The sequence below is a fragment of the Nitrosomonas marina genome (genome assembly GCF_900110145.1).
Classification (GTDB): Bacteria; Pseudomonadota; Gammaproteobacteria; order Burkholderiales; family Nitrosomonadaceae; genus Nitrosomonas; species Nitrosomonas marina.
The window spans coordinates 155,545-167,802 of the sequence record NZ_FOCP01000007.1; the positions used below are offsets into that span (position 1 = coordinate 155,545).

Sequence of the window (12,258 nt, forward strand, 5' to 3'; positions counted from 1 at the left end):
TGTGATTTTATCACGTTGCTGTTGTTTCCCCTTAATATTGGCTGTCACTAAATATCAAATCATGGAGAACACAATGCTCAACAAAAATGTCATAGAAGAAATCAATTCAAAAGTCAGTGAAATTCTGCAAAACAGCCCGGCAAAAGATGTTGAAAAAAACATGCGCGCCGTAATGTCTGGTGTTTTCTCCCGCCTGGACCTGGTAACAAGGGAAGAGTTTGATGTACAACACGAAGTGCTGTTGCGCACACGTGAAAAACTGGTTCAGCTAGAAGCCAAAGTCAAAGAACTGGAGCAACAACTCGGCCTGCCTGAAATGGAAAAACAATCGGAAACCGATACCAGAACCGGACAAACTGCAGACACCGATCCGGCGCAGACCGTCTAGACCTGGGTATAGCATCGCAAACATACGCGGTGACAAATAGATTTCTACACATGCATACATTGCATACAGATTTCCGCATGTGTGCACAGACGGTTAAAGCAGATCTGCTTTTCCAATGTCGTTAGCCGTTTTATACAGCCGCGCCCTTGCCGGTATGCAGGCGCCGCTCGTCACAGTAGAAACGCATATTGCCAATGGCCTGCCAAGTTTCACTATCGTCGGACTACCGGAAACTGAAGTCAAGGAAAGCAAGGATCGCGTCAGGGCCGCGCTGCAAACGGCACATTTTAAAATCCCGGCGCAGCGAATTACCGTTAATCTGGCACCCGCGGATCTGCCCAAGGAGAGTGGCCGGTTCGATTTACCGATAGCACTCGGCATTCTGGCCGCATCCGGTCAAATACCCGACGACAAGCTGGATCAGTACGAATGGGCCGGTGAACTGGCACTGACCGGCGAACTGCGTCCCATACACGGCGCACTGGCCATGACCTACCATGCCGCGCAATCGGGTCGCAGTTTTGTTTTACCTCAATACAATGCAGCCGAGGCTGCACTGGTAAAACGGGCACATGTTTACCCCGCACAATCGCTACTTCAGATCTGCGCACATCTGACCGGCAATGCACCACTGACTGTTTACAACGATCCGCCGAATATCAACAACAATATCCCGGATTATCCTGATATATCCGAGGTCAAAGGACAAGCGAAAGTCAAGCGGGCACTTGAAATCGCCGCGGCCGGCAATCACAGCGTACTGATGATCGGCCCGCCCGGCACCGGCAAATCAATGCTTGCAGCACGTTTTCCAGGTATCCTGCCACCCATGACCGAGGATGAAGCACTGGAATCGGCCGCCCTGCAGTCTTTAAGCCAGGGAAGCTTTGACACGGCCAACTGGAAACGCAGACCTTATCGAGCACCGCACCATACCGCGTCAGGGGTAGCACTCGTAGGCGGCGGCAGTCATCCGCGACCCGGCGAAATTTCGCTGGCAATGCATGGCGTACTGTTTCTTGATGAACTGGCGGAATTCGACCGCAAGGTATTGGAGGTATTACGCGAACCACTTGAATCGGGCAAGATCACTATCTCCCGCGCTGCCCGCCAGGCCGAATTCCCCGCCCGCTTCCAGTTGATTGCTGCAATGAATCCCTGCCCCTGCGGCTACCTGGGCCATCATTCCGGGAAGTGTCATTGCACTCCGGACCAGATTGCCCGATACCGCGGCAAAATATCCGGCCCGCTGCTTGATCGTATCGATCTGCAAATCGAAGTTCCGGCCATTCCACAGGAAGAACTGATGCGCCAGCAGACAACTGGTGAGAAAAGCGATGTAATACGTCACCGCGTCAAACAATCCCGTAAGCGTCAGCTTATGCGTCAAAACAAAGCTAACAGCCAGCTGAACGTGAAAGAAATTGACCGCTATTGCGCGCACGACAAATCCTGTGAAGCGCTGCTCAACCAGGCCATCAACCGTCTGAACCTGTCCGCCCGCGCGTATCACCGTATTCTCAAACTCGCACGCACAATTGCAGATTTATCGGACGCCGAAACAATCAGCAGCCAGCATATAGCTGAAGCGATTCAGTACCGCCGGATGGACAGGTATTAGTATCAGTCGTTGCGCTAATCAAGGCATACAAGACACAATGAGCGTGAGCGGCATTATGCTGCGCTACTAATGGACACCTTAACAACGGGCGGTCAATTCCTAATTCAAGAATTCAACTCAAAAACCTTGTTTAGTTAAGAATTCTTCATTTTTTCGTTGTCTGTGATAATTAATAACATTATTAGTAAACAGATTTGACACCTTTTTCGACACCTTTTTCACGACACCTTTTTCACTTTTTCAGGTCTTGAAAAGACTGGTTATTACAATCCCGTTACAACCCGGCTGCTTCACTTTGACAAATCTCCATTTTGTTCAGCGTTTGATGCAGATCATCTAGTGCAGAACCCATGATCAGACCGGAACAGCTATGAAAAAGCCACAATTTAGTGGCTATAGGTCGATGTAAATCACTGCGCGCGTGTACTTCAAAATCGCACCATGCCAGTACCGGTTGATCTTCGTTAAAGCTGTCAACGCATAACCAATTATCAGTATCAAGAATCACCTCCAGACCACGGTGTTGTTGCAACGACACGCGTAAAGCACCCCCCGTCCGCAATTGGGCAAGGCGTGCCCGGTTATAACAGGCCGCTTCAATTTTTTTAGGAAATATACGTAACGGTTTAGGTAGCGGCTTCATACCATTTAAGACAACATGTTTTATCCCTGTTCTTTTGCTTCCGGAATAGCGCTTGAACCACTATCCGGCTTGCCCTCAAGAAAAACACGGCTTGCAAGAATATCTTCCGGTTCGAGTGTCATCAGATCAGTTTTAGTCAATGCCTTCTTCGTACCCATGAATAATCGATTAGCCTGACGAAGCCGAGCACGGTCAAGAGCGTTACGAACTGAACGCGCGTTTGCAAAATGTTCCATTTTCATGCGCAAGCGGATATATTTACCAAATGCTTCTTCTCCAGCTGGACTGAAACGGTAATTCTGTTCTGCCAACATCAACTTGGCAATAGCAACTAATTCATCAGCATCATAATCCGGAAAGTCAATATGGTGCGCTATGCGCGAACGCATACCAGGATTACTGTGGAAAAATTTATCCATCCGGTCTTTATAACCAGCCAGGATTACGACTAAATCCTCACGGTTGTTTTCCATCGTTTGCAACAGTATCTCAATGGATTCTGCGCCATAATCACGTTCGTTCTCTGGTTTATATAGATAATAAGCTTCATCAATAAACAAAACACCGCCCATCGCTTTTTTGATAACTTCTTTGGTTTTTGGTGCAGTGTGCCCGATATACTGACCGACCAGATCGTCGCGTGTGACAGAAACAAGATGGCCTTCACGTACATATCCTAATCGATGAAGGATTTCGGACATGCGTAGTGCTACAGTTGTTTTTCCGGTTCCCGGATTACCGGTAAAACACATATGCAGACTAGGTGCGCCCGCAGACAAATCCATTTGTTTGCGAACGCGATCAACAAGCAACAGTGCCGCCGTTTCACGAATGCGTGTTTTTACGGGTTTTAAGCCAATCAGCTCTCGATCCAGTTTATCCAACACTTCTTTGATGTTGGATTTGCGAAACTCCGCATCCAAATCAATTTGTGTATCGTCGGATGAAGTTGGGTTTTTTGATTGTTTGGACATGCTTGATCCCTTGTTTGTGACTTCATAGAATAGACACAGGAAGCACGCATCAATTTGTATTGATTTAGTTTATTGTGTCAGCCAGATTTTTATCGTAAATACAACAAATTATTTATTAACCTAAAACGATCGCGCAATTTACGAATTCTCTCTCTTCTGTTTCGAAGAGAGAGAACGCCTGATATTAGTAACGCTCGCCTTCGGGCTTATCAGTTGCATAAGAATGTATACTGTAACTTACATGTCTACCTGCGCCTTCTTGCCGCACCAGACCGAAGCCTGGTTCTTTTTTCGGTCGATTAACAATGTATGACATTGTCGGGCTTTCTACGCCACGTGTAGAATTAAATGCCGTGACACGGATATAATGACTTGGAAAAGTTTTACGGCAACTGTTGATTTCCATCAAAATCCCAGCAGGGTCTTTTAAATCAAACATAGGATTGCCGAACATTTCCCAATAAGTATTACGTGGATGGGGATCGTCAGTATATTCAATGCCGATTGCCCAGCCATTTTTTAATGCATACTTCAACTGTGCCGAGATCTGCTTGTCAGTCAGTGGGGGCAGAAAAGAAAACTGCCCTTGCGTAAGCAGATTGCCTGTATTGGTCATCATAATAATATCTCCTGAATATGATTAAACACTCGCAGTAGTGGATGGTACAAAATCAGCCGTATCGGTGGATTCATAGTTGAAAGTAATATCTTTCCATGTATCTAGTGCTTGTTTGAGCGGTGTACACGACTTAGCAGCTTCTGCAAGTATCTGTGGACCTTCTTTCACGTAGTCACGACCTTCGTTTCGAGCCAGAATCATGGCTTCGAGCGCCACGCGATTAGCTGTTGCCCCCGCTTGTATACCTTGAGGATGACCAATGGTGCCACCGCCAAACTGCAACACCACATCTTCACCAAGATAGTCAATGAGCTGATGCATCTGGCCAGCATGAATGCCACCCGAAGCAACCGGCATGCATTTATTCAGTGACGCCCAATCCTGATCAAAAAACAGCCCGTGTTCTAAACTTTTCTCAGTATGACTTTCACGCAAAGTATCATAAAAACCCTTGATCATGAGCGGATCGCCCTCAAGCTTGCCTACGACGGTTCCTGCATGAATGTGATCAACACCAGCCATGCGCATCCACTTGCAAATCACACGGAAATTCATACCGTGATTTTTTTGACGTGAATAAGTTGAATTACCAGCGCGGTGCAAATGCAAAATCATGTCATTTTTTCGCGCCCATTTAGCCATTGATTGAATCGCGGTATAACCGACCACCAGATCAATCATGACAATGACTGAGCCCAGGGATTTGGCAAACTCTGCACGTTCGTACATATCTTCCATGGTTCCGGCCGTGACATTCAAATAATGCCCTTTCACCTCACCCGTAGCAGCAGATGCCTTGTTTACGGCTTCCATGCAATACAGAAAACGATCACGCCAATGCATAAACGGCTGAGAGTTAATGTTTTCATCATCTTTCATGAAATCTAAACCGCCTTTGAGACCTTCGTACACAACGCGGCCATAATTGCGGCCCGACAGACCCAGTTTTGGTTTAGTGGTAGCGCCTAACAGTGGACGGCCAAATTTGTCCAATCGCTCCCGCTCAACAACGATACCGGTTGCTGGACCCTGAAATGTTTTGAGATAAGCAACCGGAATGCGCATGTCCTCCAGTCGCAATGCTTTAACCGCTTTAAAACCAAACACATTACCGATAATGGAAGCAGTCAGATTAGCGATCGACCCTTCTTCGAATAGATCCAGGTCGTATGCAATGTAAGCAAAGTACTGTGCTTCGTTATCGGTACCAGGACCAGTATTAGGCACAAGTTCAGAACGATAAGCTTTAGCACGGTATAACTCGCATGCAGTCAACCTGTCCGTCCACACTACAGTCCACGTCGCTGTAGAGGATTCGCCTGCGACTGCCGCTGCAGCTTCTTCGTGGTCTACACCTGATTGCGGCGTAATCCGAAACATAGCAATAATATCTGTGTCTTTGGGTTTGTAATCCGGTTCCCAATAACCCATTTTTTTATATGGAATGACACCCGACTTATAACGCTCTTTACCTTCTTTTATAGTTTGAGAAGCCATAATCTATCTCCAAATGTTTATAAAACCCACTGGGCATACATTCTTATCAACATGATCAGTTTCTAATTCCGAGTCGATAAAGAGTATCCTGGAGCGGGTTAGGGGTATCATGCATCACTTTATTTATTTATAATAATGAAAGTTTTCTATCTATATCATAGATTAAAATCTATGAAATGGGGGATAGTAATGCGTCATGGTACTTTGCGCCAACTTGAAGTTTTTGAAGCAATTGTTCGTTATGGAAGTTACACACGCGCTGCGGAAGAATTGTTCTTGAGCCAGCCAACGGTGTCCATGCAAATCAAGAAATTAACCGATGCTGTCGGTTTACCCTTATTCGAGCAAATTGGAAAAAAAATTTACCTCACTGATGCGGGAAAAGAACTGCATGAAATGAATCAGGATATTTTCAAATGCTTCGAGCGTTTTGAAATGATTGCTGCAGATATGAAAGGGATGAAGACCGGCAAACTGCGACTCGCAGTGGTAACAACGGCCAAGTATTTTGTACCCCGGTTACTTGGCATGTTTTGCCGCAAACATCCTGGAATTGAAGTTTTTCTGAAAGTAACTAACCGCGCAAATATTCTGGAGCGTTTAGCCAACAATCTGGATGATCTTTATGTTTTGGGACAACCTCCTAAAGAAATAGATGTGATTGCTGAAACATTCCTGGAAAACCAACTGGTAGCGCTTGCATCGGTTGATCATCCACTCGCCAGTGAAAAGGAAATCACGCCAAACCGCATAGTTAAGGAGCCGTTTATATCTCGCGAGTCTGGTTCCGGCACGCGCATAGCCACTGAACGTTTTTTTGCCGACCAGGGCTTGAAACTAAAAGTGAGAATGGAACTGGGCAGTAATGAAGCAATCAAACAGGCCATAATAGGTGGATTGGGCATATCAATATTATCACACCATACAGTAGCGCTGGACGCACCTGCGAAGCAACTCATTGTTCTGGATGTTAAAGGCCTGCCCATTAATCGTCATTGGCATTACGCCTACCCAGCAGGTAAACAGTTGTCAGTCGTGGCGCAAGTATTTTTAGAATACTTACAGCAAGCATCTCAACTGCTGGCCGATGTTTCCTGCCACTATGGAAATACCGGTCATTGCCCACTGTTACCCAATCAAAACCAAACACTTCGGGTTAACCCGGAACACACATTAGGAAAAATTTCCAGTGGAAGCCAATAGTATAATAAGCTGTTAAAAACAAAACTATTTTACTAAATCATGGTTGTTTGATATGAGCGGAGCAAAACAGGAGAAAAATCGAGTCAGGAGCAATCTGGGTGAATCGGGAGGGCTAATGGGTGACTCCTTTGGTACAGGTTGTCAATTTTAAGCAGATAAAGACCGCATTACAGAATCATGGAATCCTGTCGTAAGTTTAATTATTTCTTCAGCAAAACCGCTAACTATGAAATCCATGACCCTGCTACTCATTGCGTTGATTCCTGGAATATCTGCCGCAGAAAATATTCTTATCAATAGCAATAAGCTGTTTAATTTTGCTGAGACTGTTTATCCGAATTTTTTTAGTCCTGCCGGCGTTGAAACTACCACTCTGGATGAGTATCTGGTTCGCTATTATCCCAACACTGACACCTATATCGGCACTAAAGATAAAGGCGTTTATGTATATGGAAATGTTTTCGGTGGTTTGCTCAATGCAGGGGTAATTACTGATTTCATTGAATCAGAAGTCAATAGCGATGAATTGCTTGCTCGGTTATTTGCAAATGTGCAAAGTAATGTGCAGGTTTATGGAACGGGCACTGTCATTTCCATACTGTCAGATGACTTGAATGGAAGCCGTCACCAAAGATTCATCATTGAACTGAAATCAAAACAAACATTATTGATCGCGCACAACATTGATTTAGCACCAAGAATTGATACGTTAGCATTAAATGATCAAATTGAATTCTTTGGTGAATACGAATGGAATGATCAAGGTGGCATCATTCACTGGACGCATCATGATCCTGACGCAATCCATGTGAATGGATGGCTTTTTCATAATAATGTGATCTATCAATGACCTTCTGTTGATAATCGCCAAACAGGCTATCAACCGTCTGAACCTGTCCGCCCGCGCGTATCACCGTATTCTCAAACTCGCACGCACAATCGCAGATTTATCAAACACCGAAGCAATCAGCAGCCAGCATATAGCCGAGGCGATTCAGTACCGCCGGATGGACAGGTATTAGTATCAGCCCTTGCTAATCAAGGCATACAAGGCACAATGAGCGTGAGCGACATTATGCTGCGCTACTAACGAGCACCTTAACAGCGGGCAGTCAATTCCAGAATCAAGAGTTCAACTCTAAATACCTTGTTTGGTTAGGAATCTTCAGTTCCTCGTTGTATAGCCACAATTGACAATACAATTAAAAAACAGATTTGACACCTTTGTACAATTGACAATACAATTAAAAAACAGATTTGACACCTTTGTAATAGATTTGACACCTTCATATTGCAAGACATCTTTCCCAGATCGGCGCGTTTTTGCTCAGTAAAAAGAGGCAAATCGTCCAGGCTACTCTAACCGTAGCAGTGAAGCACCTAATAGATTCCATTAGTGAACAATAATGATTTCCCCGATACACCTCAGATATTGACTTATTTACACTTCCTCGGATGTTAAATATCAAACAAAGGAGTAACTCGCATGAACACAACTAGAAATTTTCTAATTCTGTCAATTGGTACCTTAATGGTGATTGCTTCTGTCGGGTTTATCGCTGCGACAGTGGCGGATTCTGGGGCAAACGATCAAGTCGTAACACAAAATTTGAACAAAGCAACTTAACATACCACAACTAACTGCAGAGCAAACCAATCGTTAGCTATAAAGAGACTGGTTTGTTTGCAATCAAATGTATCGTACATTTCTTAGTTCAGTGGCCAGAGCGCCAAGGAGCTAAGAAATTCACAATTCACACCAGCGCTCAAAGAACCAGATCTTACAGCACAACATCACTTCTCTGCATTTTTTAACAACTCGGCTGACAGTATCGGGATTATTTATAGTGATGCAAGACCTGATAGTCACCTAGTCGTCCTCCGACCCGGCGACGACCGGAAAAGATAAAGTAACGATTCGAAACAGCTTTATCAACAAAGGACGAAATGGGAAACCTTCTGAACCTGTCCACTCGTGCCTGTCACCGCATTCACCAACAAACGCACGTGCATGATTGCAGAATTATCGAATGCCGAGACAGCCATCAGCCAGCAAAAAGCTGAGACTGAGGCGACTCAATACTACCGTCTGGATAGCCGTTAAACCAATTCCGGGCCAGCGAGCATTCTTTATACAAAGCCCCTTGTAGTCAGGCATACCAACATTCTGGCATCTTGCCCAAACGACACGGCTTTTTCGAAACAAGAAAACTGAGCGGTCACGATCTTGAATAACCAGCAGATACATGCCTACCGCTCAAGCTCCCTTCACAGTCAGAAAAAACGCAAACTGAGTAAAATACGATTTGATTCCGGAGCGGCTGGAGGAACAACTACGGACTATCGCCGACTCCTGGATTTTAATGAAACACCTTAATTCAGAAAAACCCAGGCGCCTGACTCAATCACTTACGAAAAATACATTGAGATTATAATCAGAGCGGCGGCTACTGCACCTATGGCAGCGATATTGAAACCCAGTTTTCTAAAAGTTCTTGCATCTTCAGTTTCTAGCATTTGCATTTTCTAAACCCCTTCGTTAAGAAATAATCGAGATGTGATTGTGAATCGAAACCACATCAGATTTATTGATTCAGATCAACATAATGCTAAATAAATACTCTCTCAAGAATGTAGCCGGTCAATCCACCGGGCACATAAAATAGTATTGCATTACAGACACATGAATTAATAACCGGGTATCGCGTGATCGCTGTTTGATCAAGAAAACAAGTAGTCATCACATCTCTGAGTTGTGCATTGATCGACTTATCTGCAGCCTCATAGTAAGCTTGGCACTATTTTTTAAGACATTTTCCGCATATGCGCCATATACTGGATATCGCTGAAACTCTGGGGTTGCATTCCGAATCGCTGATGTGCTTTGGCGAGCATATGGCCAAGCTTCGATCGCAGGCTTTACCCAGCCCTGAAGGCAATCCGCCGGGGAAAATTGTGCTGGTTTCGGCAATCAACCCGACCCGCAGCGGTGAAGGTAAAACAACTGTCGCCATTGGTCTTGCGCAAGGTCTGGCGCGTATCGGCAAAAAAACGGCGCTGGCACTGCGCGAACCGTCGCTGGGCCCTATTTTCGGTGTCAAGGGTGGCGGCGCCGGCGGTGGCTGTTGCCAACTTGAACCGGCGGCACGCATCAACATGCATTTTACCGGGGACATGCATGCCATCGGCGCAGCACACAACCTGTTGGCCGCGCTGGTGGATAATGCAATTCATTTTCGAAGCGAACTGGATCTCGAGCATCGGCAGATTTTCTGGCGCCGCGTGCTGGACGTCAACGACCGCGCATTACGCCAAACAGTTATTGGGCTGGGCGGAAGGCTCAACGGCGTACCGCGCGAAACCGGTTTTGATATCACGGCGGCTTCGGAAATCATGGCGATTCTTTGCCTAAGCGAGCACACCGCAGATTTGAAAGCCCGGCTGGGCCGTATCCTGGTTGGCTTCGACCGTACGGAAGAACCAGTCACGGCGCAGAGTTTGCAGGCGGCTGGTGCGATGGCGGCGCTGCTGCACGATGCCATGCTGCCGAATCTGGTACAAGCTTCCGAAGGCGTTCCCGCTTTCGTACATGGCGGTCCGTTTGGTAATATCGCGCATGGCTGCAATAGCGTAACGGCCACTCGTGCCGCAGCTACCCTGGCCGACTACGCAGTGACCGAAGCGGGTTTTGGGTTCGATCTGGGCGCAGAAAAGTTTTTTGACCTGAAATGCCGCAGTTCCGGTCTGTGGCCCAGCGTCGTAGTTCTGGTGGTCACTGTACGCGCCCTGCGCATACACGGCGGCGGGAATCCTGGGCTTTGTGGCGATCTTGGTGAAATCGAGCGCGGATTGAAACATCTGGAACATCATATTCAGTGTGTCCACGCATTTGGATTTGCGCCAGTCATCGCTATCAACTGCTTTACAGGCGACAGCGCGCAGGAGTTGAATGTGATTGAGCAGTGGTGCAATCAGCACAAACTGGGCGTGGCCAGCTTCAGCGGATTTACGGATGGCGGCGCCGGTGCTGAAAATCTGGCACATGCCGTTGTCAGCGCAAGCGAGCAACCGCAGCCCGAGGCGCGCTATTTGTATAGCCTGGAATCTTCACCTGAAGCGAAAATAAAAGCCGTGGCTCAAACGATTTACGGTGCAAGCAGCGTTGAATTCAGCCGGACAGCCAGAAAAGATCTCGACCGTATCAACACACTGGGCTACGACCGCTTGCCGGTCTGTATCGCCAAAACCCATTTGTCACTCAGCGGGGACCCCGCGCTGGTAGGTCATCCCCGGGGGTTTGTGCTGCCGGTTGAATCGGTACGTATCGCGGCCGGGGCCGGTTATCTGCTGGTATTGACCGGCGACATCGTCACCATGCCCGGATTGCCGCGCGAACCGGCCGCCTATCGTATCGATCTGACCGACGATGGAGACATCACGGGAATTTGACGGACAATCCGCGAGAATCCGAAACCAGTTCCACAGACACTGTTCTTCAGAATATCACCGAAACGGTGTGCACCGCAGCATTAACTTTGCGACCCTGAGCGCTCCCTGGCTTATGAAGAAAGCGTATTCCGGTATCGGTCTATGGCCTCGACGATTAATCGTTTGGCTTCAACAACATCGCGCCAGTCACCAATCTTCACCCATTTTCCGGGTTCCAGGTCCTTATAATGCTCAAAAAAATGCGCGATCTGGCTGAGCGTAATTTCCGGCAGATCATCATAATTGAAAATCTTCTCGTATCGCTTGGTCAGATGCGGAGAAGGTACCGCTATGATCTTTTCGTCCTGTCCGGAGTTGTCTTCCATCACCAACACGCCGATCGGGCGCACATTGATCACGCAGCCCGGCACAAGTGGACGGGTATTACACACCAGCACGTCAATGGGATCGCCATCGTCGGACAGCGTACTCGGCACAAACCCGTAGTTGCCCGGATAGGTCATCGGGGTGTGCAGAAAACGGTCCACCACCAGCGTACCGGAGTCCTTGTCGAGCTCATATTTGATGGGATGACCGCCGATCGGCACTTCTACCAGTACGTTGACATCTTCCGGAACGTTGTTGCCGATGGGTATAGCCTCGATACGCATTTACAGTGTGCCTCGCTTTGAAAATAACGAATTATAGCGTATTGAAAACACAAACGCTTTATTACTCAACAATTGGAAGACTGTCGCCATGCACACTTCTCTCGATGGCGCAATAACCCGAGCTATGATTATTTCTGGTGTATGACAAGGGAAGAGAAAGCGGTGTAACCTGTTGGTATAGATCTCGGCAGATCAACCAATAAAAAGAGGAAAA

Annotated in this window: 11 protein-coding genes and 1 pseudogene; 7 read left to right on the forward strand and 5 right to left on the reverse strand. The window is 46.8% G+C overall.

The window, feature by feature from the left end; genetic code table 11:
* Positions 1–73 precede the first annotated feature (73 nt).
* Together BMX44_RS07015 and BMX44_RS07020 are read left to right on the forward strand one after the other, a co-directional pair.
* The gene (locus BMX44_RS07015; RefSeq protein WP_090630302.1) at positions 74–388 is read left to right on the forward strand and encodes an accessory factor UbiK family protein; all 315 of its coding nucleotides are present in this window, start codon (positions 74–76) and stop codon (positions 386–388) included.
* A 115-nt stretch (positions 389–503) separates the two neighbouring features.
* Complete coding sequence (locus tag BMX44_RS07020) at positions 504–2,009, forward strand: YifB family Mg chelatase-like AAA ATPase (RefSeq protein WP_090630305.1); 1,506 nt, start codon at positions 504–506, stop codon at positions 2,007–2,009.
* A 274-nt stretch (positions 2,010–2,283) separates the two neighbouring features.
* Here the strand turns inward: BMX44_RS07020 and BMX44_RS07025 are convergent, their stop codons facing one another.
* From BMX44_RS07025 to BMX44_RS07040, 4 genes are all read right to left on the reverse strand, one after another.
* Positions 2,284–2,652, reverse strand: coding sequence for a hypothetical protein (locus BMX44_RS07025; protein WP_090630307.1), 369 nt, complete (start codon positions 2,650–2,652; stop codon positions 2,284–2,286).
* 20 nt (positions 2,653–2,672) lie between these two features.
* Positions 2,673–3,626, reverse strand: coding sequence for a CbbX protein (cbbX, locus tag BMX44_RS07030; protein WP_090630311.1), 954 nt, complete (start codon positions 3,624–3,626; stop codon positions 2,673–2,675).
* A gap of 184 nt (positions 3,627–3,810) precedes the next feature.
* Positions 3,811–4,245, reverse strand: coding sequence for a ribulose bisphosphate carboxylase small subunit (locus BMX44_RS07035; protein WP_090630314.1), 435 nt, complete (start codon positions 4,243–4,245; stop codon positions 3,811–3,813).
* 21 nt (positions 4,246–4,266) lie between these two features.
* Positions 4,267–5,742, reverse strand: coding sequence for a ribulose-bisphosphate carboxylase large subunit (locus BMX44_RS07040; protein WP_090630318.1), 1,476 nt, complete (start codon positions 5,740–5,742; stop codon positions 4,267–4,269).
* Between the two features lie 189 nt (positions 5,743–5,931).
* On the opposite strand from BMX44_RS07040, the gene BMX44_RS07045 reads away from it, so the two are divergent.
* The 5 genes and pseudogenes from BMX44_RS07045 to BMX44_RS07065 all read left to right on the forward strand — a co-directional run bounded on the left by BMX44_RS07045 (position 5,932) and on the right by BMX44_RS07065 (position 11,394).
* Positions 5,932–6,945 carry a LysR family transcriptional regulator gene (locus BMX44_RS07045; protein ID WP_090630395.1) on the forward strand — a complete coding sequence of 338 codons (1,014 nt, stop codon included), beginning with the start codon at positions 5,932–5,934 and terminating at the stop codon, positions 6,943–6,945.
* 226 nt (positions 6,946–7,171) lie between these two features.
* Positions 7,172–7,795, forward strand: a complete 624-nt coding sequence (locus tag BMX44_RS07050) for a DUF3465 domain-containing protein (RefSeq protein ID WP_090630321.1) — start codon at positions 7,172–7,174, stop codon at positions 7,793–7,795.
* A gap of 13 nt (positions 7,796–7,808) precedes the next feature.
* Positions 7,809–7,967 (forward strand): annotated as a pseudogene (locus BMX44_RS07055) (magnesium chelatase subunit ChlI family protein); the annotation flags it as partial.
* 464 nt (positions 7,968–8,431) lie between these two features.
* Entirely contained in the window at positions 8,432–8,572 is a 141-nt protein-coding gene (locus BMX44_RS16790) for a hypothetical protein (protein WP_177167701.1), read from the forward strand.
* A 1,196-nt stretch (positions 8,573–9,768) separates the two neighbouring features.
* On the forward strand, positions 9,769–11,394 hold the full coding sequence (locus BMX44_RS07065; RefSeq protein WP_090630327.1) for a formate--tetrahydrofolate ligase: 1,626 nt from the start codon (positions 9,769–9,771) through the stop codon (positions 11,392–11,394).
* Between the two features lie 110 nt (positions 11,395–11,504).
* Here BMX44_RS07065 and ppa read toward each other — a convergent pair whose 3' ends face one another.
* Complete coding sequence (gene ppa, locus BMX44_RS07070) at positions 11,505–12,044, reverse strand: inorganic diphosphatase (RefSeq protein WP_090630330.1); 540 nt, start codon at positions 12,042–12,044, stop codon at positions 11,505–11,507.
* Positions 12,045–12,258: the final 214 nt, after the last annotated feature.

Bases quoted from the DNA above. Each gene is read 5' to 3' on its own strand.
- BMX44_RS07015 (WP_090630302.1), top strand. From the start codon at position 74: ATGCTCAACAAAAATGTCATAGAAGAAATCAATTCAAAAGTCAGTGAA.
- BMX44_RS07020 (WP_090630305.1), top strand. From the start codon at position 504: ATGTCGTTAGCCGTTTTATACAGCCGCGCCCTTGCCGGTATGCAGGCG.
- BMX44_RS07025 (WP_090630307.1), bottom strand. From the start codon at position 2,652: ATGAAGCCGCTACCTAAACCGTTACGTATATTTCCTAAAAAAATTGAA.
- cbbX (WP_090630311.1), bottom strand. From the start codon at position 3,626: ATGTCCAAACAATCAAAAAACCCAACTTCATCCGACGATACACAAATT.
- BMX44_RS07035 (WP_090630314.1), bottom strand. From the start codon at position 4,245: ATGATGACCAATACAGGCAATCTGCTTACGCAAGGGCAGTTTTCTTTT.
- BMX44_RS07040 (WP_090630318.1), bottom strand. From the start codon at position 5,742: ATGGCTTCTCAAACTATAAAAGAAGGTAAAGAGCGTTATAAGTCGGGT.
- BMX44_RS07045 (WP_090630395.1), top strand. From the start codon at position 5,932: ATGCGTCATGGTACTTTGCGCCAACTTGAAGTTTTTGAAGCAATTGTT.
- BMX44_RS07050 (WP_090630321.1), top strand. From the start codon at position 7,172: ATGAAATCCATGACCCTGCTACTCATTGCGTTGATTCCTGGAATATCT.
- BMX44_RS16790 (WP_177167701.1), top strand. From the start codon at position 8,432: ATGAACACAACTAGAAATTTTCTAATTCTGTCAATTGGTACCTTAATG.
- BMX44_RS07065 (WP_090630327.1), top strand. From the start codon at position 9,769: ATGCGCCATATACTGGATATCGCTGAAACTCTGGGGTTGCATTCCGAA.
- ppa (WP_090630330.1), bottom strand. From the start codon at position 12,044: ATGCGTATCGAGGCTATACCCATCGGCAACAACGTTCCGGAAGATGTC.